This window comes from Azospirillum sp. VT-I1 (genome assembly GCF_055698305.1).
In genome coordinates this window covers 2,751,484-2,778,461 of record NZ_CP168800.1, presented here as the reverse complement: position 1 = coordinate 2,778,461, position 26,978 = coordinate 2,751,484, and the positions used below count along the sequence as shown (strand labels likewise).

Here is a 26,978-nt window from a genome sequence, read left to right as displayed (position 1 = left end):
CTGGACGATTGCCTGGCCGATTACCTGGACTTCCCCAATATCATGGATTTTCTGACGCCCGAGTCGCTGGGCATCCTGTTCGCCGTCGGGCTGCTGGCCGGATTCGTCGATTCGATCGCCGGCGGCGGCGGTCTCCTCACCATTCCGGCCCTGCTGTCCGCCGGCCTGTCTCCCGCCGAGGCGCTGGCGACCGGCAAGCTGCAGTCCAGCTTCGGATCGCTGTCGGCCAGCATCAAGTTCATCCGCCGCGGCGAGGTCAATCCCGCCGCCATGCGCACGATGATCCTCTGCACCTTCGTCGGGGCCGGCGCCGGCGCCACGCTGGTGCAGATGCTCGATCCCAGCTTCCTGCGCGACGTCATCCCGATCCTGCTGATCGGCATCGCGATCTATCTGCTGGTGTCGCCCAAGGCCGGCGACGTCGACGCCCATCAGCGCATCGGCGAGCACGCCTTCGCGCTCAGCATCGGCACCGGCATCGGCTTCTACGACGGCTTCTTCGGGCCGGGCACCGGCACCTTCTTCGCCATCGCCTTCGTCTCGCTGCTGGGCCACAACCTGCGCAAGGCGACCGCCCACACCAAGGTGCTGAACCTGACCAGCAACGTCGCCTCGCTGCTGTTCTTCATCCTCGGCGGCCATGTGCTCTGGACAGTGGGGCTGCTGATGGGCGTCGCGCAGTACATCGGCGCCCAGGCCGGCGCCCATATGGTGATCCGCAACGGTGCCCGAGTCGTGCGTCCGATGCTGGTCGTCGCCTCCATCGTCATCACCGCCAAGCTGGTGTGGAGCGACGAACACAACATCCTGCGCGAGATCTTCTCCGCCGCCATCTCCTGGATCGCCTGAGGCGCCGGGGGCGGCGGCACCGCCTTGATCGCTGAAATTCCTGACTGATTCCGCCGCGAGGCGGCGCTCCGGCCGGCGGGTTCGCTCCCGCCGGCCGCGCCTTTTCGTGGTGCCCGCTCCATTCCGGCTTCCGCTTCCGGTGCAAGCCCGCAACACTGCTTGTGTGGCCAACAAAAAGGTGGTGAGCGGCTCTTTACGTAAGCGTCAGTTTGTGTATCATTGCGTCAATAACACAATTTGGGGAAGGAACGATGTCTCCGATGACGCTCAAGACACGCCTGATGACCGCCGCTGCCGCCCTTGCGGTGACCGCACCGATCGCGACCGCCTCCACGTCGTTCGCGGCCGGCTTTGCGTTGAAGGAGCAGAGCGTTTCGGGCCAGGGCACCGCCTATGCCGGCGTGACCGCCGGCGGCAACGGCGATGCCAGCTCCATGTATTACAATCCGGCGACGATGGGTCTGGTGACCGGGATCGAGGCGGTGCAGACCGCCACCGGCGTCATCGTCAAGTCGAAGGTCGAAAGCGCCAGCGCCACCCGCGCCCGCCAGTTGGGCGGCACCGCGATCAGCGGCAACGCCTCGCCCGGCGACATCGCGCAGGACGCCATCGTCCCGGCCGGCTATTTCGTCTATTCGATCAACGACGACCTGAAGGTCGGCCTGTCGGCCAACGGCCCGTGGGGCCTCGTCACCGATTACGGCGACAGCTGGATCGGCCGCTATCACGGCATCCGCTCCGACCTGCGCACCTACAATTTCGTGCCGACGGTGTCGTACCGGATCAACCCGATGATCACCATCGGCGGCGGCGTGCAGATCCAGTACGCCAAGGCCAAGCTGTCGCAGTCGTCCGACTTCGGCGCCAGCCGGCTGGGCCGTCCGGGCGCGCTCGACGTCAAGAGCGACGTGACCGGCGACGATTGGGGCTGGGGCGTCTCGCTGGGTGCCCTGATCGAACCGATGAAGGGCACGCGCATCGGCGTCGGCTTCCGCTCGGCGGTCAAGCACACGCTGACCGGCAACATCTCCTTCACCGGCCTGCCGCCGGGGCTGGCCGGCGCCCTGCCCTCCCAGGGGGCCAACGCCGACCTGATCACGCCGGAAATCGCCTCCCTCGGCCTCTATCACGAGGTTAACGACCGCTGGGCGGTGATGGCCGACGTGCAGTGGACCAACTGGTCGCGCTTCAAGGAACTGCGCGTCAACATCGCCAACCCGGCGCTCAGCTCGGTGACGGAGGAGCACTGGGAGGACACCTGGTATTACGCGCTGGGCACCTCCTACAAGGTGACCGACAAGCTGACGCTGCGCGGCGGCGTCGCCTTCGACAAGGGCGCCGTCGACGTCAGCTACCGCACGCCCCGCATTCCGGAGCAGAACCGCTACTGGCTGTCGGTCGGCGCCGGTTATCAGGTGACCGACAGCCTGCGCGTCGATGCCGCCTACTCGCACGTCTTCGTGCCGAAGGCCTCGGTCAACCTGACCGACGACCTGACCGGCCCCGAGACCGGCCGCGGCAACCTGACCGCGGAGTACAAGAGCAGCATCGACCTGATCGGCCTGCAGGCGAAGTTCACGTTCTGAGCAATCCTACCCTCTCCCGCCCCGGGAGAGGGAGGGACCCGCCGAAGGCGGGAGGGTGAGGGGTAATCCGGACAAGCATTTCCGGATCCGGATTTTCGATCCTCGGATCACCCCTCACCCTTCCCAAGCTCCGCTTGGGCCCCTTCCCTCTCCCGGGACGGGAGAGGGAGCGGTCTTCCCCGCCCTCCCTCACACCCCCGCCACCGGCAGCCACAGCACCTGCTCGATGCTCTCGGCCCCGCTGCACAGCATCGCCAGCCGGTCGAAGCCCATGGCGATTCCGCTGCTCTGCGGCATGCCATGCTCCAGCGCCGCGAGGAAATCCTCGTCCACCGGGAAGCGCTCCCCGTACAGCCGCTCCTTCAATTCCATGTCGGCCTCGAAGCGGGCGCGCTGCACCGCCGGATCGGTCAGTTCGCCGAAGGCGTTCGCCAGTTCCAGGCCGCAGGCATACAGCTCGAACCGTTCGGCCAGCCGCGGGTCCTCCGGCTTCGGCCGCGACAGCGCCGCCATGCACAGCGGATAGTCGGTCAGCACGCAGGGCACGCCCTCGCCCAGATGCGGCTCGATCCGGTCGAACATGATGCGGAAGACGATGTCCTCCCAGCGGTCGCCCTCATGCGGGGCGATGCCGATGCGCGCGGCCTCCGCCGCCAGCGCCGCCGGGTCAGGATCGTGGCTGCCGTCATAGGTCGCCATCAAATCGATGCCGGCATACTCCCGGAACGCGTCCGGCACGGTCAGCACCCGCCAGACGCCGAAGGGGTCGCAGGTCATGCCGCGGAACGCGAAGCTCCGCCGCCCGCCCGCTTCCGCCCCGGCCCGCAGCAGCTCCTGGCAGTCCTCGATCAGCGTGCGGTAGCCGTCGCCCGCCCGATACCACTCCAGCATCGAGAATTCCGGCGCATGGGTGCCCGACCGCTCGCCGTTGCGGTAGACATGCGCCAGCTGCCAGAGCCGCGGCACGCCCGCGACCAGCAGCTTCTTCATGGCGAATTCCGGGCTGGTGTGCAGGTAGAGGGGCCGGCGGTCGTCCGGATGGGGCCCCTTCAGCTCGGTGGCGAAAGCCTGGAGATGCGGCTCCATCCCCGGCGACACCTGCAGGGCCGGCGTGTCCACCTCGACGAAGGCAAGCTCCTCGAACACGCGGCGGACGGCGTTCAGCACCCGGCCGCGCGCCGCCAGATAGGGGCGGCGGCGGGCCAGCGCCTCGGGATGCCAGGGGGAAGCTCGGGGGATCGGGGGGCGGGCATGCGGCGCGCTCTTCTGCAAAGTCGAAAGGGGTGCCGGTGCATCTGAACACCCACGGGCGGCGTACTCAAGCCGGGTCGCCAATGGTCACAGCTTCCGCCTTGCCGCCACCGGTTTTGGCGCACGCGCCTACCGCCGGGAATGGCTGCGTGCTACTCTCACCGGGCTAACGGCGGGACCTTGGGCGGATGGGAATGGAACAGTGAACAGAGGCCGGCGAGATGTTCCAAATGTTCCGTTACTGGAGCCATTCTAAATCGGCCACCCGATTCGCCGGCATTTCCGCCCCCGGCCGGCAAAGAATCGCACGCCGGCGGCCCGGATCGCACGCGGTTACCGTTCCGCGCCGTTGCCTATGGGCGGTCAAGCTGGTAGGGTCCGCGCCGCCCGTATCTTGGAATTCACGAGTAAGCCATGAAGGTCAATGCCAACACGATGCGCCCCGGCCATGTGCTGGAGCACAACGGTAAGCTCTGGGTCATCACCAAAACCGCCATCGTGCAGCCTGGCAAGGGCGGCGCCTTCATCCAGCTGGAAATGAAGGACGTTCGCACCGGCACCAAGTCGATCGAGCGGTTCCGCACCCAGGAGACCGTTGAGCGCGCTCGCCTGGACGAGCATGAGATGACCTTCCTCTTCGCCGAAGGTGACAGCTTCACCTTCATGGACAAGGAAAGCTTCGAGCAGGTCTCGATCCCGCGCGACATCATCGGCGACCCGGCCGTCTTCCTGCAGGACGGCATGGAAGTCACGGTGCAGAGCCATGAAGGCTCGCCGCTGGGCGTCGAGATCCCCGGCAAGGTCACGCTGACGATCACCGAATCCGACCCGGTGGTGAAGGGCCAGACGGCCTCTTCCTCCTACAAGCCGGCCAAGCTGGAGAACGGCGTGTCGATCCTGGTTCCGCCGCACATCGAGGCCGGGACCCGCGTCGTCGTCGACACCGCCACCGGCGAGTATGTCGAGCGCGCGAAGGACTGATCCTTCAAAGGTCCGTCCTGCCATCACCGGTCTTCGCCACGCGCGGAGGCCGGTGTATTGTTTTCTGGTTCCTGCATAAAACGGTACACCAACGCCCATGGCCACCCGCTCCGCTCTCATCAACGTCATGGTCCGCGCCGCCGAGAAGGCAGCCCGGGGTCTCGTCCGCGACTTCGGCGAGGTCGAACACCTCCAGGTGTCGCGCAAGGGGCCGGCCGACTTCGTGTCCGCCGCCGACCTGAAGGCCGAACGCACCCTGCGCGAGGAACTGCAGAAGGCGCGTCCCGAATTCGGCTTCCTGATGGAGGAGAGCGGCGCGTCCAAGGGCAGCGACGCCGAGGCGCGCTGGATCGTCGACCCGCTCGACGGCACCACCAACTTCCTGCACGGCCTGCCGCACTGGGCGATCTCCATCGCCGCGGAACGCAACGGCGAGATCGTCGCCGGCGTCATCTACGCCCCCATCGGCGACCAGCTGTTCTGGGCGGAGAAGGGTGCCGGCGCCTTCGTCAACCACACCCGCCTGCGCGTTTCCGAACGCCGCCGGCTGGAGGATTGCGTGATCGCCACCGGCATCCCCTTCAAGGGCCGCGGCGACCACGCCACCTTCCTGAAGGAACAGGAAGCGGTGATGAAGGAGGTCGCGGGCATCCGCCGCTTCGGCGCCGCCTCGCTCGACCTCGCCTACACCGCCGCCGGCCGATTCGACGCCTATTGGGAGCGCGGGCTGGCTCCCTGGGACTGCGCCGCCGGCGTGCTGATGGTCACCGAGGCCGGCGGCTTCGTCGGCGAGATCGAGGGTGGCCGCAACCCGGTCTTCACCGGCAACGTGCTGGCCGCCAACAGCCACCTCCAGGTCCCGGTTGCCCGCCTGCTGAAGTCCGCCAAGGGCTGAGCCCCGGTCCGCACCGGCCGTCCGCCCGTCCTGCCCCACACCGGGGCAGGACGGATGAGCGGTTGTGGCTGGTGCGATCGATAGGCTATGCTTTGCACGACAAGGGTTTAACGGGACGCATCGTTTTGGGCCGCTGGGGACACGCCGACCGCAGACACCGTGCCGTCGCCGCCGCGCTGTGCGCGGCCTGGGCGCTGCATCCTGCCGCCCTCTCGGCTGCGGCTCCGGCGAATGCCCAGGTCGCCGCCGGGCTGACGCTGGAGAATGCGGTCCCGCTGTCCGTGCCGCCACGCCCCAACCTGCGCACCCCGCCGGCGATCAAGGCACCGCCGCGCCTCGTCCTGCCGCAGCCGCTCGACGCCCCGCCCCCGCCGGATCTGACGGAAGGCCCGGCCCAACCGCCCGCGTCCCGACCCGCTCCGCCGTCCGCGCCCGCGGTCGCCACAGCGCCGCCGCCACCCGCCGCGGCACCGGCACCGGCACCCGGGGCCGAACCGGCGACGCCGCGGACCGACACCGCGGCCCTCCCCCTCCCCCGGAAGCGGCACCCCCTGCGGCGAGCCTGCCACCTTCGAGCGTTTTGAGCCTTGTGTTCCCGGCCGACGCCACCAATCTGCCGGATACCGCCGACGCCACCGTCGACCGGATCGTCGAGCGGCTGCGCGCCAGCGACACCGCCCGGCTGCAGCTGCGCTCCTACGCCAGCGGCACCGCCGACACGGCTCGCGAGGCGCGGCAGCGGTCGCTGGCCCGGGCGCTGGCGCTGCGCGAGCGGCTGACCGCCTTCGGGATCCGCAGCAGCCGCGTCGACGTCCGCGCGCTGGGGCTCGACGAGGCGGGCGGAGCGCCGGACCGGATTGATGTTGTCTTCCTGAACGAGTAGCGCTCCACCCGTGGGCCCATCCCTGGGCAAGGTCTGATCGGAACACCCCTTCGGAGCATCATGACCGCCACAACCCCGACGACCCGACCGCTGGAGGTATCCTCCCTCATGACACGCCCGGAGCGGTTCCTGACCCGGATGATCCTGTTCCTGGTGGTGGTCGGTGCCGTGTGCGGACTGCTGTTCCCGGCCTTGCGCGCCGCCTTCCTGAACAATGCGCCGCTGAACGGCGTCATCCTGGCGACCTTGCTGGCCGGCATCGCCTTCATCTTCCGACAGGTCCTGATGCTGCGCCCCGAAGTGGCGTGGCTGGAGCAGTATCAGAGCGGCGTCGCCCCCGCCTCGCTGCAGGAGCCGGTGCTGCTGGCCCCGATGGCCCGCATGCTGGGCGAACGGCGCGGCCGGCTGACCCTGTCGGCCCTGTCGATGCGCTCGCTGCTGGACGGCATCGCCTCGCGGCTGGACGAATCGCGGGAGCTGTCGCGCTACCTGATCGGCCTGCTGATCTTCCTCGGCCTGCTCGGCACCTTCTGGGGCCTACTGCACACCGTGCAGTCGGTGGGCGGCGTCATCGGCAGCCTGTCGGTGCAGGGTGGCGACGTCGGTACCATGTTCTCCCGCCTGCAGCAGGGGCTGGAAGCGCCGCTGGTCGGCATGGGAACGGCCTTCTCCTCTTCGCTGTTCGGCCTTGCCGGGTCGCTGGTGCTGGGCTTCCTCGAACTCCAGGCCAGCCAAGCGCATAATCGTTTCTTCCAGGACCTGGAGGACTGGCTGTCCAGCGCCACCCGGCTGTCGAGCGGTGCGGCCGGCGGGCTCGAGTCGGGCGATCACGCCGCCTCCGCCTACCTGACCGCCCTGCTGGAGCAGACGGCGGAGAACCTCGACTCTCTCCAGCGCACCGTCGCCACCGCTGAGGAAGGCCGGCGCGCCGCCAATGCCAATCTGATGGCGCTGACGGAGCGGCTGTCGAGCCTCACCGACCATATGCGGGCCGAACAGCAGCTCCTCCTGCGGCTGGGGGAGAACCAGCTTGAGGTGAAGAGCCTGCTCGACCGGCTGGCGGAGACCGCAGGCGGCGGCTTCGACGACGCCTCGCGCCAGCATCTGCGCAACATGGACATCTACCTCGCCCGCATCGTCGAGGAATCCTCCAACGGCCGCATCCAGGCGGTGCAGGAGATCCGCAGCGAGATCAAGCTGCTGGCCCGCACCATCGCGGCGTTGGCCGAAGAAGCCGACCAGCAGCAGCGCTGATACCCAGACCACCAGAGGCCAACGCCGGGAGCACCCATGGCCAGCATCAGCCGCCGCAACGGCCACCGCGACGCCAGCGCCTGGCCCGGCTGGGTCGACGCCCTGTCGTCGCTGGTGATGGTCGTCATCTTCCTGCTGATGGTCTTCGTCGTCGCCCAGTTCTACCTCGCCACCACGCTGACCGGCCGCGATGAGCAGCTGACGGTCCTCAACCGCAAGATCGCGGAGATGAACGACCTGCTGGCAATGGAGCGGGAGGCGAACGCCGATCTGCGCGTCAACATCACCCAGCTGTCGACCGAACTGCAGACCTCCGTCGCCACGCGCGATGACATGACGCTGTCGCTGAGCCAGCTGCAGGAGGACCGCGACCGCACCGCCCGCACGCTGGAGGAACTGCAGCGCAACGTCCGCGTCGACCGCGAGACGCTGGACCTCAAGCTGAAGGAAATCCTCAGCCTGCAGGCCGACATCAAGGCCTTGCGCGACGCCCGGCAGAAGCTGGAAGGCGAACTGGCCGCAGCCGTGGCCGCCACCAAACTGACCGAACAGCAGCGTCAGGCCCTGCTGGCGGAACTCGGCACCACCCGCGACCGGGCGAAGGCGCTGGAGACGGAACTGGCCTCCGCCACCGAGAAGACGATGCTGGCGCAGAAGGAGATCGACCAGCGCGACATCCGGCTGAAGGGGCTGGAGTCGCAATTGGCCGACAGCCGGACCCAGGCCCAGAAGGATTTGGAGCAGCGTGACGTCCGCATCCGCGACCTGCTGGCCTCGCTGACCGGCGAGCAGGCGGAGGGCACCCGGAGCAAGCAGCAGATCGACCTGCTGAACCAGCAGCTTCTGGCGCTCCGCGAGCAGCTCGCCCGCATCGGCGCGGCGCTGGAGGCGTCGGAGAAGGCGTCGGCCGAGCAGAAGGTGCAGATCGCGGAGCTGGGCGCCCGGCTCAACCAGGCGCTCGCCGCCAAGGTCCAGGACCTCGCCCGCTACCGGTCGGAGTTCTTCGGCCGGGTCCGCGAGGCGCTGGGCAGCCGGCCGGACGTGCGGATCGTCGGTGACCGCTTCGTCTTCCAGTCGGAGCTGCTGTTCCCGTCGGGCTCGGCGACGCTGGAGGAGGCCGGCAAGCAGCGGTTGGCCGACCTTGCCCGCACCCTGATCGAGATCGGCAAGGCGATTCCCTCCGACATCAACTGGGTGCTGCGGGTGGACGGCCACACCGACATCAAGCCGGTGCGCTTCCAGTTCGCCTCCAATTGGGAACTGTCGTCGGCGCGCGCGCTGTCGGTGGTGAAGTTCCTGATCGACCAGGGCATCCCGGCGGAACGGCTTGCCGCCGCCGCCTTCGGCGAGTTCCAGCCCATCGACCCCGGCACCTCGGACGAGGCGCTGGCGAAGAACCGCCGCATCGAGATCAAGCTGGACCAGCGGTAAGGGCCGGCGACGGGGTCAGCCCTTCCATTCCTCGCGCAGGATGGCGTAGAGGACATGGTCGCGCCATGCGCCGTCGATGCGCAGGTAGCCGCGGGCATAGCCTTCGTGGGTGAAGCCGACCTTTTCCAGCAGGCCGCGGCTCGGCAGGTTGGTCGGCAGGCAGGCGGCCTCGACCCGGTGCAGGCCGAGCTGGCCGAAGGCGAAATCCAGAACCAGCCGGGTGCCGCCGGAGACATAGCCGTTGCGGGCATAGGGCTGGCCGGCCCAATAGCCGAGCGTCCCCATCTGCGCGACGCCCCGCCGGATGTTGGTCAGGCCGAGCCCGCCGACCAGCGCATCGGTCCCCCGGTCGAAGATCAGGAAGCTGTAGCCGAGATCGTCGCGCCATTCCTGGGCCTGCCGCCGCAGCCGGCGGGAGAAGGCCGCCCGCGTCAGGGCGTCGGCCGGCCATGTCGGTTCCCACGGGGTGAGAAACGTGCGCGAGGCGGCACGAAGGTCGGCCCATTCGCGCCAGTCCCGCGGCAGCGGCGGCCGGATGTAGCAGTGCGGCCCGTCGAGGCGGAGCGCGGGCGGGCTGATGAGGCCGCTGCCGAGGAGGCGGATCATCGCGGTAGTCCCTCCCCCACCTTTCTTTCCCCTCTCCCCCCGGGGAGAGGGTTAGGGTGAGGGGGATCCGCCCGCCGAACGATCCACGCAATGTATCCCCCTCACCCCGACCCTCTCCCCGGGGGGAGAGGGAGAAAAGCGCAGGGGGAGAGAGGGCGCAGCCACCGTCTTCATCGTCAGGCGAGACGCTCCGCGATGCGGTCGTAGCTTTCCAGCTTGGCGATCGGGCCGAGGGCCGCGACGGTCGGACGGCTGGCGCGCAGGCGGGTGGCGGCCTTGACCACGGCATCGCGGTCGACGCCGTCGATCTTCGCCACGATCTCCTCCACCGGGATCGGGCGGTCGTAGATCAGGATCTGCTGACCCAGCTGCTCGCAACGCGACATGGTGCTTTCGAGCGCCATCAGCGTCCCGGCCTTCAGCTGCGCACGGGCACGGGCGACCTCGTCCTCGGTGACGTCGGCACCGACCTTGGCGATCTCGTCGCAAACGACGGGGACCAGTTCCGCCACCTCATCCTCGCCGGTGCCGGCATAGACGCCGAACAGCCCGCCGTCATGATAGCCGCCGGTGAAGGTGTAGATGGAATAGACCAGCCCGCGCTTCTCCCGCACCTCCTGGAACAGGCGGGAGGACATGCCGCCGCCGAGCAGGGTGGAGAGCACCGAATGGGCGTAGAAGTCGGGATCGTGGACCCCCACCCCGTCGAAGCCGAGCACGAGGTGCATCTGCTCCAGGTCGCGGTCCTCACGGAAATCGCCGCCGGTGTAGCGGGCGGTTTCCGGCTTGGGCGGAGCGCCGCTCGGCAGATCGCCGAAGGCCTTCATCGCGAGATCGACCATGCGGTCATGCTCGATCCGGCCGGCGGCGCTCAGCACCATGCCCGGCGCGCCGTAATGGCCGGCGATGTAATCGACCAGCGCCTCGCGCGGCAACGCCCCGACGATGTCGGCGGAGCCCAGCACCGGGCGGCCGATGGCCTGCCCCGGATAGGCGGTGGCCTGGAAATGGTCGAAGATGATGTCGTCGGGCGTGTCGGCGCTCTGGCCGATCTCCTGCAGCACCACCGTGCGCTCGCGCACCAGTTCCTCCGCGTCCAGCGTGGAGTGCTGGATCATGTCGGACAGGATGTCGAGCGCCAGCGGCGCATCCTCGTGCAGGACCTTGGCGTAATAGGCGGTCTGCTCGCGGGTGGTGTAGGCGTTCAGCTGCCCGCCGACATTCTCGATCTCCTCGGAGATGCGGAAGGCCGAGCGGCGCCGGGTGCCCTTGAACAGCATATGCTCGACGAGGTGGGCGACGCCGTTGACGCTCGCCGCCTCGTTGCGGGTGCCAACCCCGACCCAGCAGCCGAGAGACACGGACTGCACGTCGGGCATGGTGTCGGTCGCGACGCGAAGCCCGTTGGGCAACGTCGTCACACGAATGGAACTCATGCGGCCTCCTGGGCGGCGCGGGCGCGCGCGGTGACGAAGTCCTGGACCGCCGCCAGATCGTTCGGCAGTTCGGACAGGCGCTCCTCGCGCACATAAAGATCGGACAGGCGCGGCGGCAGGTCCGGCCGGCGGCCGGTCGCCTTTTCCACCGCGTCGGGGAACTTGGCGGGATGGGCGGTGGCAAGAACCACCATGGGAACGGACGGATCGACCCGGCCGGCCGCAACCGCGGCCTTGGCCGCCCCGATGCCGACCGCCGTGTGCGGATCGAGCAGATAGAGGCTGCCCTTCCAGGTGTCGGCGATGGTCGCCATGGTGGCGGCCTCGTCCACCCGGTGGCCGGAGAAGATGGCCAGCGCGCGGGCGAGCTGGGCGTCGGTCACCGCGAATTTGCCCTCGGCGCGGAAGCGGTTCAGCGCTTCCGTCACCGCAGTACCGTCGCGGTCGAGCAGGTCGAACAGCAGCCGCTCGAAGTTGGAGGAGATCTGGATGTCCATGCTGGGAGACAAGGTAGGCACGACCGGCGCCGCGACCATGCTCCCACTGGCGAAAAAGCGCGCCAGGATGTCGTTGCTGTTGGAGCCGACGACCAGCGTCTCCACCGGCAGCCCCATGGCGCGGGCGCCGTAGGCGGCATAGACGTTGCCGAAATTGCCGGTCGGCACCGTGAAGGCGACCTTGCGATCCGGAGCACCCAAAGCCACCGCTGCGGTGAAGTAATAGACGATCTGGGCCATGATGCGGGCCCAGTTGATCGAGTTCACCGCCGACAGCCCCATCCGGTCGCGGAAGGCGCCGTCGTTGAACATCGCCTTCACGAGGTCCTGGCAATCGTCGAAGGTGCCGTCCAGCGCGATGTTGTGGACGTTGGACGACAGCACGCTGGTCATCTGCCGGCGCTGCACCTCGGACGTGCGGCCCTTGGGATGCAGGATGAAGATGTCGACGTTCTGGCGGTCGCGGCAGGCCTCGATGGCGGCCGAACCGGTGTCGCCGGAGGTGGCGCCGACGATGGTCACCCGCTGCCCGCGCTTGGCCAGCACATGGTCGAACAGGCGGCCGAGCAACTGCAGCGCCACATCCTTGAAGGCCAGGGTGGGCCCGTGGAACAGCTCCAGCACCCAGGTGGTCGGGTCGACCTGCACCAGCGGGGTCACCGCGGCATGGTCGAAGCTGACATAGGCATCGCGGACGATGGCGCGGAACTCGTCCTCGGAGATCGAACCGCCCAGGAAGGGCAGCATCACGCGGACGGCGATCTCGCTGTAGGGCAGACCGCGCAGGGCGCGGATGTCGTCGGCCGTGAACTGCGGCCAGGTTTCCGGCACATAGAGGCCGCCGTCACGCGCCAGCCCGGCCAGGAGGACGTCTTCAAAACCCAGGACCGGGGCCGCGCCCCGCGTGCTGACGTACCGCACCGCTTACACTCCGTCCGATGAAGTGGGCATAGTTAGCGAGGTGCCCGCCCGCACGCAAGCGGTGCGGGACGCACGGCGCATATTCCGTCCGGTTGGGGGCGCTCGGCGGCTTCGGATGGAACGCTTGAAACACCGTGAAACGGTTTTCCGGGGGTGTTCACTGTTCCATCCGGGCCGGCGCCTCTCACGCGGCCTCCTCCGCCAGTTCGTCGACCCCGCGCCGGCGCACCAGGGAGGCGGCGCGCTCCAGCACCTCCGGCCCCGCGCCGGGGCGGTGGGCGTTCTCGGCGATGTGGCGGCGGTAGGCACGGGCGCCGGGCAGGCCCTGGAACAGGCCCAGCATGTGGCGGGTGATGGCGGACAAGGGCGTGCCGCGCGCCATGCGCGCCTCTATGTAGGGCAGCATCGCCTCGATCACCGCATGGCGGTCGGGACCGGGCTCCCCGCCCATCAGGCGGCGGTCGGCGTCGGCCAGCAGATAAGGCGTCTCGTAGGCGGCGCGGCCGATCATGACGCTGTCGAGCTTGCCCAGATGCTCCTCGGCCTCGTCCAGAGTCTTGATGCCGCCGTTGATGGCGATGGTCAGATGCGGATACTCCGCCTTCAGCCGGTGGACGAGGTCGTAGCGCAGCGGCGGGATGTCGCGGTTCTCCTTGGGGCTGAGGCCCTTCAGCCACGCCTTGCGGGCATGGACGATGAAGTGGGTGCAGCCGGCGGCGGAGACGGTGCGGATGAAATGGTCCAGCGTCGGCCACTCCTCCATCTCGTCGATGGCGATGCGCGACTTGACGGTGACGGGAATCGACACCGCGTCGCGCATGGCGCCGACCAGCCGCGCGACCAGATCGGGCTCCGCCATCAGGCAGGCGCCGAAACGGCCGGACTGCACGCGGTCGCTGGGGCAGCCGACATTGAGGTTCACCTCGTCATAGCCCCACTCCTGCGCGATGCGGGCGCAGGCGGCGAGATCCGCCGGGTCCGACCCGCCGAGCTGCAGCGCCACCGGATGTTCCGCCGCGTCGAAGCCCAGCAGCCGCTCGCGGTCGCCATGCAGCACGGCGCCGGTCGTCACCATCTCGGTATAGAGCAGGGTCGAGCGCGACAGCAAACGGTGGAAGTACCGGCAATGCCGGTCGGTCCAGTCCATCATCGGGGCGACGCTGAGGGGGATGGCGGGAGGAGTGGTCATGACGGGTACGGGGCCGGTGCAGGAGAACGGGAGAGCGGTAGGGGCGGAAGTTGCTATGGGCTGACGGTCAGGCGAAGCCCCAGAGATTTGATGACCTTCAAGACGGTTGCGAATTCCGGGTTGCCTTCCGGCGACAGGGCCTTGTAGAGGCTTTGGCGGCCGAGTCCGGCGTTGCGGGCAACCTCCGTCATCCCCTTGGCGCGGGCGATGTCGCCGAGTGCCGCAACGATCAACTGCGGATCGCCGTCCTCCAGCGCCGCGTCCAGATAGGCGGCGATGCGCTCGTCGCTGTCCAGACTGTCGACGATGTCCCAGGGACGGGTCTCTGTCCGGGCCATGCTCCCCTCCTTCACCAGGATGCGCACCTAAAGGTCCCGTGCCAGCGCGATGGCGGCGGCGATATCGCGGTCCTGGGACCGCTTGTCTCCACCAGCCAGCAGCACGATCAGCGTGTTGCCGCGCTGGATGAAATAGACGCGGTAACCGGGGCCGTAATCGATGCGCAGTTCGCTGACGCCCTCGCCCACCGGCTTCGTGTCACCGGGATTGCCAAGCTGAAGTCGGCGGATGCGCACTTCGATCCGCATACGAGCCCGATCATCCCGCAAGCTTTCCATCCAAGCGGCGAAGCGGTCGGTCTGGCGGACCTCGATCATCAGAGAATGTCTTCCGCAGGAGACAGCTTGTCAAGCCGCCGGTCCAAAAACGACTAAGCCCCGCACAAGGCGGGGCTTAAGTTATCGAACCGAGAAGGTGGCGTCCCCGACGGGAGTCGAACCCGTGTCGCCGCCGTGAAAGGGCGGTGTCCTAGGCCTCTAGACGACGGGGACGTCGTTCGCGGTGACGCGCTTTCTAAAGATCGGCGGCGGTGAGCGCAAGCGCTTTTTTGTGTGGGACGATGCTTTTTTGTGGGCGGGGGTTGGAAGCCGGGTGCCCCCTCCCCATCCCTCCCCGCTACGCGGGAGAGGGGGTAGGACGCTCGTCAGCGTGACTTATTTGCCGAAGCGGCGGCAGTCCCCTCTCCCGCGGCAGCGGGGAGGGTTAGGGAGGGGGCACCCGCAACGACCACTCGCACCTCTGCCCCGCCAACCCCTCGCAGCCCCTACGCCGACCGCGCAGGCGCCGCGTCGTCGATCAGCAATTGCACGCCCTCGGATCCGTTCCAGCGGTCGATGCGCAGCACCCCGGCGAGGTGGAAGGGGGTGCCGCGGCCGGTCAGCAGGGCTTGGCCCATGTCGCTGTCGAGCGCGCGGAAGGCGATGGCCTTCAGCCGGGCGCCATCGTTGCCCTGCAGGATGCAGCGGACATGGTTGGCGCCAACCACGTCGGCGCGCACGACGCGGGCGTCGGCGATGGCGAAGCGCGGCTCCGAATTGCCGGTGCCGTAGGGGCCGAGCTTGTCCAGCATCGTCACCAGACCGACGCTGGCACCGCCGACCGACAGGGCGCCGTCCAGTTCCAGGGTCGGCACCAGGGGGGCGGATGCCACCTGTTCGGAGATGCGGCTGTGCAGGAAGTCACGCAAGGCGTCGATCTTGTCGCTGGCGACGGTGAAGCCAGCCGCCATGCGGTGGCCGCCGCCGGCCAGCAGCAGCCCCTCCTGCCGGGCGGCGATCACCGCGGAGCCGAGATCCACGCCGCGGACGGAGCGGCCGGACGCCTTGCCGATCACGGTGCCGTCGGCGGTTTCCTCCAGGGCCACCACGCAGGCGGGGCGACTGTAGCGCTCCTTCAGGCGGGCGGCGACGATGCCGATGACACCGGGATGCCAGCCGGCGCCGGTGACGAAGACCAGATCGGTCTCGCGCCCGCCCTCGGCGGCGACGCGCTCAAGCGCCTCGTCGAGGACGGCCTGTTCGACGGTGCGGCGTTCGGCATTGTGGGCTTCCAGGCGCTGGGCCAGTTCCATCGCCTCGACCGGATCGTCGGTGGACAGCAGGCGTGCGCCGAGGTCGGAGGCGCCGACCCGGCCGCCGGCATTCACGCGGGGGCCGAGGACATAGCCGGCATGGTAGGCGTCGGGCTTCTCCTTCACCCCCGCCACGTCGGACAGGGCGGCGAGGCCGGGGTTGGCGCGGCGCGCCATCACCTTCAGTCCCTGCGCCACCAGCGCGCGGTTGAGGCCGGTCAAGGGCACCACGTCGCACACCGTGCCCAGCGCCACGAGGTCGAGCCATTCCATCAGGTTGGGCTCCGCCCGATCCCGGTAGAAGCCGGCTGTCCGCAGGGCGCGGTTGACGGCGACGATGGTGATGAAGGTGACGCCGGCGGCGCACAGCGTGCGGTAGGCGCCGTCCTCATCCAGCCGGTTGGGGTTGACCAGGGCGACGGCGGGCGGCAGGCGCGGCTCGGCGGCGTGGTGGTCGAGCACGACGACCTCCAGCCCGGCGTCGGCGGCGGCCTCCAGCGCGGCGAAGGCGGAGATGCCGCAATCGACGGTCACCACCAGCCGCACCCCCTCCCCCTTCAGCCGCAGCAGTGCCGCGGCGTTGGGGCCGTAGCCCTCCTTGATGCGGTCGGGGACATAGACGCGGATGTCGGCGCCGAGCGAACGGAAAAAGCGGCGCAGCAGGGCGGCGGAGGTGGCGCCGTCGACGTCGTAGTCGCCGAAGACCGCCACCGGTTCGCCGTCGCGGATGGCGCGGGCGATGCGTTCGGCCGCCGGGTCCATGTCGCGGAAACGCGACGGGTCGGGCAGCAGCGCCTTCAGGGTCGGGTTGAGGAAGGTGTCGCAGGTGTCGTCGGTGACGCCGCGGGCGGCGAGAACGCGGCCGACGATCTCCGGCAGACCGCGCCCCTGGGTGAGCGCCTGCGCCTGCCGCTCGTCGCAGGGCCGCGCCTGCCAGCGCTTGCCGGACAGGGAGTTGGCGACGTTGAGGAAGGCGGTAGGCTCGATCGTCATGGCGGTGCTGCGCGGTCTCTGGGATGGGGGCACAGCCATAGCAGAGATGGGCGCGCGGCGCACGGGTGGGTGTGAGCAGGGGTGGGATGTGGGGGTGGGAGGGTGTCGGCTTCGAATGCCCCCTCCCCATCCCTCCCCGCTTCGCGGTGGAGGGGGCAGAAGCTTTGCGGGAGTACGGCGGCAGTCCCCTCTCCCGCCGAAGGCGGGGAGGGTTAGGGAGGGGGCACCCGCGGCCGAACTTACGCCGCCCGCATCCACACCGCCGTATCGTGGAACGCCGCCCCGCCCGCCGGCGGGACCGGTTCCGGCGAGGTCAGGCTGTTGATGCCCATGCCCTCGACGAAGGCGCTGTTGGGCCAGATGCCTTCGACGATCACCACGCCGCGCGGAACGCCGGCGAAGGACTTGGCATGGACCACCACGCTCCCCTGCGGGTTGCCCAGCCGCACCGCATCGCCGTCGGCCAAGCCCAGCCCGGCCGCGTCGTCCGGGTGGATCAGCGCGGTGGGGCGGCCTTCGCGGCGCTGGGCGGTCAGCGTCTCGGTAAAGGAGGTGTTCAGGAACTGGCGGGCCGGGGCGGTGACGAGGCGGAAGGGATGCTGCGCATCGGCGTCGCGGCCGGGGGGCATGTGGTCGGGCAGTTCCGGCATGCCGCCATAGGGACCGAGTGCGGCCCAGTCGGGGGCGAAGCGGAACCTGTCGCCGGGATGGGCGAAGCCGTTGAGGAAATGGGAGGTCTCGAAATCGGGCTGGGCGTCGATCCAGCGCTGCTCGGTCAGCGTCGCCGCGTCGCCCAGGTTGGACGCCTTCAGCATGGCGTCGATGATCTCCAGCGCGGTCATGCCGAATCCCTGATGCTCGGCACCGACGCGGCGGGCGAGTTCGCTGATGACCCAGTGGTTCTCGCGCGCCTCGAACTGCGGCTCGATCACCTTGCGGCCGATCAGGATGTGCATCTGGCCGCCGCCGCGGTAGATGTCGTCATGCTCCAGGAAGGTGGTGGCGGGGATCACCAGATCGGCCAGCTTCGCCGTGTCGGTCATGAACTGCTCATGCACCGCGACGAACAGATCCTCGCGCAGGAAGCCTTGGCGGACACGGGACAGATCCGGGCAGATCGTCACCGGGTTGGTGTTCTGGATCAGCATCGCCGTCACCGGCGGGCCGCTGGTCAGGTCGCGCGGGTCGCCGGTCAGCACCGCGCCGATGCGCGACTGGTCGAAGCTGCGCACCGAGGTATCGAGACGGTCCAGCCCCTCCGACAGGGTCTTGTCCAGCTTGTAGATGCCGGACGAGCAGTAGAGCGCGCCGCCGCCCTTGTGCTGCCAGGCACCGGTGACCACCGGCAGGCAGGAGACGGCATGGACCTGGGCGGCACCGTTGTGGGCGCGCGACAGGCCGTAGCCGATGCGCAGGTAGCTGCGCTTGGTGGTGCCGTAGAGGCGGGCGAACTCCTCGATCTCCGCGACGGTCAGGCCGGTGATGGCGGCCGCCCACTCGGGCGTGCGGGTGGCGAGATGCGCCTCCAGCCGGTCGGTGCCGGCGGCGAAGCGGGACAGATAGGCGCGGTCGGCGTGACCGTCGCGGAACAGCACATGCATCACCGCGCAGGCCAGCGCCCCGTCGGTGCCCGGCCGCAGCATCAGGTGCAGGTCGGAGACCTCGGCCGTGCCGGTGCGGTAGGGGTCGATGGTGACCAGCTTCGCCCCGCGGCCTTTGCGGGCGCGGCTGACATGGGTCATCACATTGACCTGGGTCGCCACCGGGTTGCCGCCCCAGTTGACGATCAGGTCGCTCTCCGCCATCTCGCGCGGGTCGGCGCCGCGGATGTCACCATAGCCGGCGAGCCAGCCCATGTTGGCCGGCGTGTCGCACACGGTGCTGGTCTGGCGCGAATAGCCCTTGGCATGGCGCAGGCGCTGGATGCCGCCGCGCTGCACCAGACCCATGGTGCCGGCGTAGAAATAGGGCCAGACGGCTTCCGGGCCGTACGTGCGCTCGGCGGTCAGGAAGGAGTCCGCGATGCGGTCCAGCGCCTCGTCCCAACCGATCTCCTTCCACTGGCCGGAACCCTTGGGACCGGTGCGCAGAAGCGGGGTCTTCAGCCGGTCCGGCGAATGCACCCGCTCGGCATAGCGGCTGACCTTCGCGCAGATGACGCCGGCGGTGTAGCTGTTCTCCGCCGCGCCACGCACCTTGCCGATGCGGTCGGGGGCGAGGCGTTCCACCTCCAGCGCGCAGGTGCTGGGGCAGTCGTGCGGACAGGCGGTGGGCAGGAACTGGGCCGACAAGGCTAACCTCTGGTATGGCTGGCGGCGGGAAGGTTGCAAGTTTAGGCCCCGCCGCGCGCCCGCTTCAATGCGCAACAATGTATGGGTACAATAATCGTGGACCGCAAAAGCGAAGGGGCCGCGAAGTCCCGGTTCGGACTTCGCGGCCCCGCCGCCGATCGGGGACAATACCCCCGCTATGCTTGTGCCTTTACATGAAGCCCAGCAGTCGCGGGAACCACAGGGTGATCGCCGGCACATAGGTGACGAGGCCGAGGAAGATCAGCATCGTCAGCAGCCACGGCCACACCGCCACCGTCAGTTCGGTGATACCCATCTTGGTGATGCCCGACGCGACGTAAAGGTTCAGGCCCACCGGCGGATGGCACATGCCGACTTCCATGTTCACGATGATCAGGATGCCGAAATGCACCGGGTCGATGCCCAGCTTCATGGCGACCGGGAACAGGATCGGCGCCATGATCAGGACGATGGACGACGGCTCCATGAAGTTGCCGGCCATCAGCAGGATGATGTTCACCACCAGCAGGAAGACCCACACGCCCATATTCTGGTCGAGGATCCAGGCCGCCATGTTCTGCGGGATCTGCTCCGACGTCATCAGGAAGGAGAAGAGCACCGCGTTGGTGATGATGTAGAGCAGCATCGCCGACATGCTGGCGCTGTCCAGAAGCACCTTCGGCACGCGGCTGAGCGGCATGTCCTTGTAGATGAAGACAGCGACGACGAAGGCATACACCGCGGCCATCGCCGCCGCCTCCGTCGGGGTGAAGATGCCGCTGTAGATGCCGCCCATCACCACGACGATCAGCAGCAGGCCCCAGAAGCTCTCGCGCAGGGCATGCAGGCGCTGCGACAGGCTGGCCTTGGGCAGGCGCGGATAGCCGAACTTGCGGGCGCGGTACCAGGTGGTGAAGCCGAGGAAGCAGGCCAGCAGGATGCCGGGCACCACGCCGGCGATGAACATCTGGCCGATCGAGGGGGCCTGCGGATGGCCGGTGGTGGCGACGCAGTACATCACCATCACGATCGACGGCGGGATCAGAATGCCGAGCGCGCCCGAGGTGGTGACGACGCCGGCGCCGAAATTCTTCGGGAAACCCTGCGCCACCATGGCCGGCAGGATGATGGAGCCGATGGCGACGACCGTCGCCGGGCTGGAGCCCGACACCGCGGCGAACAGGGCGCAGGCCATGACGCCGGCCAGACCCAGGCCGCCGTGCCAATGCCCGACCATCGCCGTGGCGAAGTTGATCATGCGCCGGGCCACGCCGCCATGGGTCAGGAAGTTGCCGGCCAGGATGAAGAACGGGATCGCCATGATCTCGAACTTCTCAATGCCGGTGAACAGCTTCAGGGCCACGGCGTCGATCGGCACGGTGGTCATGAAGAACAGGAAGGACAGAACCGTCAGGCCGAGCGCGATGGAGATCGGCATGCCGGTGAGCATGAGGGCCAGCAGGAGCCCGAAGATGATGGCGGCGTTCATGCCGGGCCTCCTTCCTTGGCGGCCTCGACCGGGTCGATGCCGTCGACATGGGCGTGGTCGTGATGGGGCAGTTCACCGCTGCGGATGAAAGCCCAAGCGACCTGCAGGAAGCGGAAGCACATCAGATAAGAGCCGAGCGGCACCGCCAGATAGATGATCCACATCGGCCATTCCAGATCGGCCGACACCTGCTCGGTTTCGGAGATGTGGTAGACGAAGCGGGCGCCCAGCGATCCGACGATGAAGGTGAAGAGGGCGCCTGCGCCCAGCCCGAACAGCACGAACTTGCTGCGCAGGTGCGGCTCCATCCGGTTGATGATGACGTCGACGCCCACATGGATGCCGGTGCGCACGCCATAGGCGGCGCCGAACTTGGCCATCCACACGAACATGTAGATGCACAGCTCCTGCGCCCAGGCGAGGTTCCAGTGCAGGACATAGTCCTGGATGACGGGAAGGCCGGAAAGGTAGCGGTGGACGACGGCCGCAAAAATGACGAGCGTCGCCCCCGCCATGAGCGAGGCGATCAGCGCCTCCTCAAGACGGTCGAGTATTTTCATAAGCATGTCGGGGGGATCTCCCGGTCGGCGGAGATGGTGTCAGGCGATTGTTGCCCTCCCCGTTCCGGGAGAGGGAGGGACCTGCCGGAGGCGGGAGGGTGAGGGGGGCTCCGCACATGGATCCTGATCCTTGGATCACCCCTCACCCTTCCCATGCTGTTGCATGGGCCCCTTCCCTCTCCCGGGGTGGGAGAGGGAATGCACAGGCAAGCAGCCCTTACATCTTGAAGCCGGCGGCGGCGGCTTCCTTGTAGATCGCTTCGATCAGGTCCTTGCCGACGCGGGACTCGGCGTCCTTGTGGACCGGCTTCAGGGCCTTGACCCAGGCTTCGCGCTCTTCCTTGGTCTGGGTGTGGAAGGCGGTCTTGCCCGAGGCCTTCATCTGGGCCAGCGAAACGTCGTTCTCATTCTGGGCGATGTCGTTGGCGTAGGCGGTCGCCTCCTTCATCGCACCCTCAAGCCCGGTGCGGACATCGGCCGGCAGGCCCTCCCAGAACTTCTTGTTCACGATGACCGCATAGCCGAGATAGCCGTGGTCGGTCAGCGTGGCGTTCTTCTGCACCTCGTGCATCTTCTGGGTGTACATGTTGGACGGCGGGTTCTCCGTGCCGTCGACGACGCCGGTCTGCAGCGCCTGGTACACTTCCGAGAAGGCCATCACCTGCGGCAGGGCGCCCAGCGCGCGCATCTGGGCGTCCAGCACCTTGGACGACTGGATGCGCATCTTCAGGCCCTTCACGTCCTCCGGCTTGATGACCGGCTTGTTGGCGCTCATGATCTTGAAGCCGTTGTCCCAATAGGCCAGGCCGACGATGCCCTTCGATTCCAGCTTCTGGAACAGCTGCTTGCCGATCGGACCCTCGGTCACGCGGCGCAGGACGTCCTTGTTCGGGAAGATGTAGGGCAGGTCGAAGACCTCGAATTCCTTGGCGCCCAGCGGGCCGAACTTCGCCAGCGACGGGGCCAGCATCTGCACGGCGCCCAGCTGCAGGGCCTCAAGCTCTTCCTTGTCCTTGTAGAGCTGGCTGTTCGGATAAACCTCGACCTTGACCTTGCCGTTGGTCGCCTTCTCGGCAAGTTCCTTGAACTTCTCGGCACCCTTGCCCTTCGGCGTCTCCGGGGCGACGACGTGGCTGAACTTGATGACGATCTGGTCCTGGGCCCAGGCGGTGGACAGAGCCATCGGCGCCGACATCATGCAGCCGACTGCAGCCGCGCACAGGAGCTTCACGAGTTTCATGGGTGCGTTCCCCTCTGGTGTCGATTATCAGTTTGACGGAATGTTCCGTCCTGAACTTGTTGCGCATTGTTCATGATCCGGCGAATTGCGGCTATTGTGGATATCCGCAGAGTCGGCCTATCCCACTTTCGCCCGGTCCCATCGTCGTCCGCCTCCACACTTTCGTGTCGATCCTCATGCCGCAGCCCGAACGCCCACCCGGTTCAGCCGCCCTGCCCTCCCCCGCCCGGGACGGGCGGTGCCGCATGCCATGCCCCTGGTGGCGATGGCGCTGGTCATCGTCCTGCTGGGCGCCTTCCTGTGGCTGCTGCAGCGCAACGAGCGGGACGAGGAGGCGCTGGCCCTGATCAAGGACGCGCTGTGGGTGGAGCAGAACCTGCATTTCCAGCTGGCCTCCGACGAGGACAAGCTGGAGAGACTGGCGGAGACGCTGGGTCGCACGGAGGTGGACCTGCGGCAGTTCGCCGCAATGGCGCGGCTGGTGGTGAACACAAACCCGGCGATCGAACGGGTGCTGTGGCTGGATGCGAAGGGCCGCACCATGCTGGCGGAGCCGCCGCTGCCGCAGGACGGAACACCGGGCGCCGACGGCCCGCCCGACGACAGCCTGACCCGCAACGACGCCATGCGCATCGCCCGGTCCTCCGGCCTCAGGGCCTATGGCCCGCCCTATCGGATCGACGCCGCCGACCGCGGCTTCGACGTCGCCTTCCCGCTGTTCCGCGACGGTGTGTTCGTCGGCGCGCTGGTCGGCGTCTTCTCGTTCGAGGCGATGCTGACCCACCATGTCCCCTGGTGGTTCGCCCAGCGCTACCAGCTGGAGGTGATCGACGTCACGGGGGCGGTGCTGGGGGCGAAGTCGCGCATGGTGGTGCCGGGCTCCATGACGGGACCGGCGCCCGACCCGGCGCGGAGCCACGTCATCCCCTTCGACCCGCCCGGCCATGGTCTGGCGCTGGTCGCCACCGCCTATCCCAGCGACTCCAACGTCACCCGCACCGTCCTGGTGGCGGCGATCTTCGCGCTGACCGGATCGGCGCTATGGAGCCTGTGGTCGCTGCGCCGCCACATCGCCGGCCGCCTGCGCGCCGAAGAGGCGCTGCGCGAGGAGCATGCCTTCCGCAAGGCGATGGAGGACAGCCTGACCGTGGGCATGCGCGCCCGCGACCTGGAAGGGCGCATCACCTATGTGAACCCGGCCTTCTGCCGGATGGTCGGGCTGAAGGCGGAGGAGCTGGTCGGATGCGGCCCGCCGATGCCCTATTGGCTGCCGGAGGAGCTTGACCGGGCGGAGGCCGCCCTGCAGGACGTGCTGGCCGGCCGCGCGCCGGAAACCGGGCTGGAGATGCGGTTCCGCCGCGCCAACGGCGAACGGTTCGACGCGCTGATCTACGAGGCGCCGCTGATTGACGCCAACGGGCGCCAGACCGGCTGGATGGGCTCCGTCCTCGACATCACCGAACGCAAGCATGCCGAGGAACTGGCCCGCCAGCAGCAGGAGCGGCTGCAGCAGACCTCCCGCCTGATCACGATGGGCGAGATGGCCTCCACCCTGGCGCATGAGCTGAACCAGCCGCTGTCGGCCATCGCCAGCTATTGCACCGGCTGCCTGAACCGCCTGCGCTCCGGCCGCTTCGACACCGAGGAGGTGGCGGCGGCGCTGGAGAAGCTGGCCGCGCAGTCCAAGCGCGCCGGGCAGGTGGTGCGGCGCATCCACGATTTCGTGCGCAAGCGCGACCCGAACGTCGCCCCCTGCTCGCTTGCCCGCGTGCTGGAGGATTGCGTCGGGCTGACCGGCGCCGATGCCGCCCGGCTGGGCGTGCGGGTGGAGCTGGACGCTCCGGCCGACCTGCCGCCGGTCACCGGCGACCGCATCCTGCTGCAACAGGTCGTGCTGAACCTGATGCGCAACGGGATCGAGGCGATGGCCCGCACCCCGCGTGACGACCGCCGCCTGACCGTCACCGTCCGCCGTCAGGCGGGGATGGACGGCGGCGGGGACGGTGTGCTGCTGACGGAGATCCGCGACCGCGGATGCGGCATTGCGCCCGAAGTGGCGGAGCGGCTGTTTTCCCCTTTCTTCACCACCAAGCGCGAAGGTATGGGGATGGGGCTGAACATCTGCCGCTCCATCGTCGAGCACCACCGCGGCCGGCTGTGGTTCGAGGCGGCGGCGGCGGAGGACGGCCCGGAGGGCGGTTCCGCCGGAACCCGCTTCCTGTTCACGCTGCCGGTGCACGCCCAACCGTCGGACCGAGTTTCAGATCAAAGCGCAGAGGCCGCAGAATGACCACGCTCCACATCGTCGACGACGACGAGGCGATCCGCGACGCTCTCGGCTGGCTGTTCCAGTCGCGCAACGTTCCGGTGTCCGGCTGGCCTTCCGCCGAAGCCTTCCTGGAAGCCTGGAGGCCGGAGATGGCCGGCTGCCTTCTGCTGGACATCCGCATGGAGGGGATGAGCGGGCTGGAGCTGTTCGACCGGCTGCTGTCCAAGGGATGCCGGATGCCGGTGATCTTCCTGACCGGCCACGGCGACGTCCCCATCGCCGTCAGCGCCCTGAAGAAGGGGGCCCGCGACTTCGTGGAGAAGCCGTTCAACGACAACGAGCTGGTCGACCGGGTGATCGACGCCCTGGCCTTCGACGCCGAACAGCGCGAGCGCGAGGCGGGACAGGCCGGGCTGGCGGCGCGGCTGGCCACCCTGACCCAGCGCGAGCGGCAGGTGATGGAGCTGGTCGTCGCCGGCCGCCTGAACAAGGTCATCGCCGACGAGCTGGGCATCAGCATGCGCACGGTGGAGGTCCACCGCAGTCATGTGTTCGAGAAGATGCGGGTCAAGACGGCGGTGGAGCTGACCCGGCTGCTGACCGGCGCCGCGTGAGCGGGACCGATCCCGGCCGGCCCGGCCGACCAACTTCCCAACCAATCCCCGCCACTCCGGTGGTGCCCTAGCGGTGGAGCATCGACGGTTGCGCCTGCGGTTGCCCGGTTCCCTGCTCGCCATCGGTCTGGCGGTGACCACGCCCCTGCTGCTGTTCGGCGCCGTGCTGGTCTGGCAGCTCGACGACCGCGAGCGCGGCAACATGGAGGTCGAGCTGCAGTCGATGGCGCAGTCGCTGTCGCTGGCGGTCGACCGCGAGCTGGCGAGCCAGCTGCGTCCGCTGGAGCTGCTGGCCGCCCTGGTCCAGCCCAGCGTCGACGACCTGCGCGCGCTGTATGACGAGACGACCGCCGCCGCCCACAGCCAGGCAGGCTGGCTGGCGATGGGGCTGATCGACGCCGACATCGGGCGCTTCGCCTTCCACACCCATTACCCGCTGGGCGTCCAGCCGCTGCCGCCGCCGCGGCTGGACGAGGTGACGCGCCATGTGGTCGAAAGCCGCCGCGCGGCGATCGGCGGCGTCCTGCCGCCGGGTGGTCCGCCGGGTCGTCCGGCGCTGATCCTGCGGGCGCCGGTCCTGCAGTTCGATCCGGCCAGCGGAAGCGACCGGGTGCGTTACGTCCTGTCGCTTGCCCTCGGGCTGGAAGGGCTCGCCGGCGCTCTGCAGACCCGCAACACCCCGCCGGAATGGACGGTTACGGTCATCGATCCGACCATGCTGATCGCCGCCCGGTCGCGCGAGGCCGCCACCTTTCTGGGCCAGCGCGTCCACGAGAGCATGGCGGCGCGCATCCAGACCGGCAGCAACGGCATGTTCACCGGCAGGACGAAGGATGGGGTGGATGTGCATGCGGTCATCCACCGTTCCGCCGAGACCGGATGGTCGGTGGTGCTCGGCGTGCCCTCGGCCCTCGTGCAGCAAAGGCTGAACGCCCTGCGCATGGCGGTGATCGGCGGCGCCGCCGGCGCCTGCACCGCGACGCTGGCGCTGGCCCTGCTGGTGTCCCGCGCCTATCGCCGCCGCCGCAGCGCCGAGGAGGAGGTGCGCCGCGCCCGCGAGGCCGTCCTGCTCGAACAGCGCCGCCGGCTGGAATCCGAGAAGGAGCATGCCGAGGCCGCCAACCGGGCGAAGAGCGAGTTCCTGGCCAACATGAGCCACGAGCTGCGCACCCCGCTGAACGCCATCATCGGCTTCGCCGAGGCGCTGATGTCAGGCATCTTCGGCCCTGCCCCGCCCAAGCATGTCGAGTACATGACGGCGATCCACCAGTCCGGCCGGCACCTGCTGGACCTCGTCAACGAGCTGCTGGACATGGCGAAGATCGAGGCCGGGCGGCTGGAGCTGTTCCCGGCCTGCGTGCCGCTGGGCGAACTGCTGGACGACTGCCTGGGGCTGGTGGAGGCGCTGGCCATGCGCAAGGGCGTGGCTCTGACCGGCGACGGCATCGACCGGACGCTGCAGGTCACGGCGGACGGGGTCCGCATGCGTCAGGCCGTGCTGAACGTCCTGTCGAACGCCATCAAGTTCACCCCCGCCGGCGGCAGCGTGCGGGTGGAGGCCGCCGCCGGTTCCGGCGGCAAGGGGGCGGTCATCGTCATCGCCGACACCGGCGTCGGCATGACGGCCGACGAGCTGCTGATCGCGATGGAGCCCTTCCGGCAGGTCCACAATTACCTGACCAAGGCGGAGGCGGGGACCGGGTTGGGCCTGCCGCTGGCCCGCCGCTTCATTGAGGCGCATGGCGGCACGCTGAGCCTGGACAGCGCCCCCGGCGTCGGAACGACGGTGACGATCCGGCTGCCGTGAGGGAATTGCTGCCGTGAGGAGGTGGGA

The 26,978-nt window shown here is 68.6% G+C and carries 22 protein-coding genes and 1 tRNA gene; 10 read left to right on the top strand and 13 right to left on the bottom strand.

The features are described from left to right. Window positions 1–42: 42 nt before the first annotated feature. Window positions 43–849, top strand: coding sequence for a TSUP family transporter (locus tag AB8P05_RS13380; protein WP_472758283.1), 807 nt, complete (start codon window positions 43–45; stop codon window positions 847–849). A 260-nt stretch (window positions 850–1,109) separates the two neighbouring features. Continuing rightward, complete coding sequence (locus AB8P05_RS13375) at window positions 1,110–2,435, top strand: OmpP1/FadL family transporter (protein WP_455171234.1); 1,326 nt, start codon at window positions 1,110–1,112, stop codon at window positions 2,433–2,435. 189 nt (window positions 2,436–2,624) lie between these two features. Here the strand turns inward: AB8P05_RS13375 and epmA are convergent, their stop codons facing one another. Beyond that, a complete protein-coding gene (gene epmA / locus AB8P05_RS13370; protein ID WP_472758282.1) occupies window positions 2,625–3,707 on the bottom strand; it encodes an EF-P lysine aminoacylase EpmA in 1,083 nt (360 codons plus the stop codon). 393 nt (window positions 3,708–4,100) lie between these two features. Here epmA and efp point away from each other — a divergent pair, with 393 nt between their 5' ends. The 5 genes from efp (at window position 4,101) to AB8P05_RS13345 (ending at window position 9,130) form a co-directional block, all read left to right on the top strand. Then, complete coding sequence (gene efp, locus AB8P05_RS13365) at window positions 4,101–4,667, top strand: elongation factor P (protein ID WP_472758281.1); 567 nt, start codon at window positions 4,101–4,103, stop codon at window positions 4,665–4,667. A gap of 97 nt (window positions 4,668–4,764) precedes the next feature. After that, window positions 4,765–5,562, top strand: coding sequence for an inositol monophosphatase family protein (locus AB8P05_RS13360; protein WP_149197337.1), 798 nt, complete (start codon window positions 4,765–4,767; stop codon window positions 5,560–5,562). A 589-nt stretch (window positions 5,563–6,151) separates the two neighbouring features. Beyond that, entirely contained in the window at window positions 6,152–6,445 is a 294-nt protein-coding gene (locus tag AB8P05_RS13355; RefSeq protein WP_472759349.1) for an OmpA family protein, read from the top strand. Window positions 6,446–6,553: 108 nt separating this feature from the next. After that, on the top strand, window positions 6,554–7,699 hold the full coding sequence (locus AB8P05_RS13350) for a flagellar motor protein MotA (protein WP_472758280.1): 1,146 nt from the start codon (window positions 6,554–6,556) through the stop codon (window positions 7,697–7,699). 36 nt (window positions 7,700–7,735) lie between these two features. Continuing rightward, the gene (locus AB8P05_RS13345) at window positions 7,736–9,130 is read left to right on the top strand and encodes a peptidoglycan -binding protein (RefSeq protein WP_472758279.1); all 1,395 of its coding nucleotides are present in this window, start codon (window positions 7,736–7,738) and stop codon (window positions 9,128–9,130) included. Between the two features lie 15 nt (window positions 9,131–9,145). Here AB8P05_RS13345 and AB8P05_RS13340 read toward each other — a convergent pair whose 3' ends face one another. The 12 genes from AB8P05_RS13340 to AB8P05_RS13285 form a co-directional block, all read right to left on the bottom strand. Continuing rightward, complete coding sequence (locus AB8P05_RS13340; RefSeq protein WP_455171229.1) at window positions 9,146–9,736, bottom strand: GNAT family N-acetyltransferase; 591 nt, start codon at window positions 9,734–9,736, stop codon at window positions 9,146–9,148. 176 nt (window positions 9,737–9,912) lie between these two features. Next, window positions 9,913–11,172: a M16 family metallopeptidase gene (locus tag AB8P05_RS13335; RefSeq protein ID WP_472758278.1), complete on the bottom strand. Its 1,260-nt coding sequence runs from the start codon at window positions 11,170–11,172 to the stop codon at window positions 9,913–9,915. Further along, a complete protein-coding gene (gene thrC, locus AB8P05_RS13330) occupies window positions 11,169–12,590 on the bottom strand; it encodes a threonine synthase (RefSeq protein WP_472758277.1) in 1,422 nt (473 codons plus the stop codon). Before thrC ends, AB8P05_RS13335 begins: the two co-directional genes overlap by 4 nt. A gap of 184 nt (window positions 12,591–12,774) precedes the next feature. Continuing rightward, window positions 12,775–13,779 carry a tRNA dihydrouridine(20/20a) synthase DusA gene (dusA, locus tag AB8P05_RS13325; RefSeq protein ID WP_472758276.1) on the bottom strand — a complete coding sequence of 335 codons (1,005 nt, stop codon included), beginning with the start codon at window positions 13,777–13,779 and terminating at the stop codon, window positions 12,775–12,777. Window positions 13,780–13,832: 53 nt separating this feature from the next. Next, on the bottom strand, window positions 13,833–14,117 hold the full coding sequence (locus AB8P05_RS13320) for an addiction module antidote protein (protein WP_472758275.1): 285 nt from the start codon (window positions 14,115–14,117) through the stop codon (window positions 13,833–13,835). Window positions 14,118–14,144: 27 nt separating this feature from the next. Then, window positions 14,145–14,435 carry a type II toxin-antitoxin system RelE/ParE family toxin gene (locus tag AB8P05_RS13315; RefSeq protein ID WP_472758274.1) on the bottom strand — a complete coding sequence of 97 codons (291 nt, stop codon included), beginning with the start codon at window positions 14,433–14,435 and terminating at the stop codon, window positions 14,145–14,147. Between the two features lie 98 nt (window positions 14,436–14,533). After that, window positions 14,534–14,609, bottom strand: a tRNA-Glu gene (locus tag AB8P05_RS13310). Between the two features lie 272 nt (window positions 14,610–14,881). Continuing rightward, on the bottom strand, window positions 14,882–16,681 hold the full coding sequence (gene recJ / locus AB8P05_RS13305; protein ID WP_472758273.1) for a single-stranded-DNA-specific exonuclease RecJ: 1,800 nt from the start codon (window positions 16,679–16,681) through the stop codon (window positions 14,882–14,884). Between the two features lie 239 nt (window positions 16,682–16,920). Beyond that, window positions 16,921–18,972: a molybdopterin oxidoreductase family protein gene (locus tag AB8P05_RS13300; protein ID WP_472758272.1), complete on the bottom strand. Its 2,052-nt coding sequence runs from the start codon at window positions 18,970–18,972 to the stop codon at window positions 16,921–16,923. A 190-nt stretch (window positions 18,973–19,162) separates the two neighbouring features. Continuing rightward, the gene (locus AB8P05_RS13295; protein ID WP_455171221.1) at window positions 19,163–20,461 is read right to left on the bottom strand and encodes a TRAP transporter large permease; all 1,299 of its coding nucleotides are present in this window, start codon (window positions 20,459–20,461) and stop codon (window positions 19,163–19,165) included. Continuing rightward, window positions 20,458–21,027, bottom strand: a complete 570-nt coding sequence (locus AB8P05_RS13290; protein ID WP_472758271.1) for a TRAP transporter small permease — start codon at window positions 21,025–21,027, stop codon at window positions 20,458–20,460. Before AB8P05_RS13290 ends, AB8P05_RS13295 begins: the two co-directional genes overlap by 4 nt. A 211-nt stretch (window positions 21,028–21,238) precedes the next feature. After that, window positions 21,239–22,261 carry a TRAP transporter substrate-binding protein gene (locus tag AB8P05_RS13285; protein ID WP_455171219.1) on the bottom strand — a complete coding sequence of 341 codons (1,023 nt, stop codon included), beginning with the start codon at window positions 22,259–22,261 and terminating at the stop codon, window positions 21,239–21,241. 238 nt (window positions 22,262–22,499) lie between these two features. Between AB8P05_RS13285 and AB8P05_RS13280 the strand changes: the two genes are divergently transcribed. The 3 genes from AB8P05_RS13280 to AB8P05_RS13270 all read left to right on the top strand — a co-directional run bounded on the left by AB8P05_RS13280 (window position 22,500) and on the right by AB8P05_RS13270 (window position 26,951). Then, the gene (locus tag AB8P05_RS13280) at window positions 22,500–24,551 is read left to right on the top strand and encodes a PAS domain S-box protein (RefSeq protein WP_472758270.1); all 2,052 of its coding nucleotides are present in this window, start codon (window positions 22,500–22,502) and stop codon (window positions 24,549–24,551) included. Beyond that, window positions 24,548–25,144, top strand: a complete 597-nt coding sequence (locus AB8P05_RS13275; RefSeq protein ID WP_472758269.1) for a response regulator transcription factor — start codon at window positions 24,548–24,550, stop codon at window positions 25,142–25,144. Before AB8P05_RS13280 ends, AB8P05_RS13275 begins: the two co-directional genes overlap by 4 nt. Window positions 25,145–25,232: 88 nt before the next feature. After that, window positions 25,233–26,951, top strand: coding sequence for a sensor histidine kinase (locus AB8P05_RS13270; protein ID WP_472758268.1), 1,719 nt, complete (start codon window positions 25,233–25,235; stop codon window positions 26,949–26,951). The last annotated feature ends 27 nt before the right edge of the window (window positions 26,952–26,978 follow it).